General features: G+C 62.2%; 1 protein-coding gene. It reads right to left on the reverse strand.

Features of this window, described 5'->3' with window-relative positions; translation table 11 throughout:
* Positions 1-275, reverse strand: a 275-nt coding sequence (locus SB772_RS40640; protein ID WP_410838604.1) for an SDR family NAD(P)-dependent oxidoreductase, incomplete at both ends; no start/stop codon positions are given.

The raw sequence follows: 275 nt of genomic DNA on the forward strand, positions 1-275 counted from the left end.
TGAAGACGAAGCCGGGGATCAGCAGATGAGCGGAAATCTTCGAGCCTTCGGTGTTGCGCAGCTCGTGTCCAAGCGCCTCCGTGAAGACCTTCACGCCGGCTTTCGAAACGTTGTAGGCGGGGTTGCCGGGCGGGGTGGTGATGCCTTGCTTGGAGCCGGTGTTGATGATCAGGCCGGGCTCGCCATGCTTGGTCATCGCGGCGCCAAAGGCACGAGTGCCGTTGATGACGCCCAGCAGATTGACGCCGAGAATGTTGTCCCAATCGGCCTGCGGG

It is taken from the genome of Paraburkholderia sp. SIMBA_030 (assembly GCF_046535245.1).
Taxonomy (GTDB): Bacteria; Pseudomonadota; Gammaproteobacteria; order Burkholderiales; family Burkholderiaceae; genus Paraburkholderia.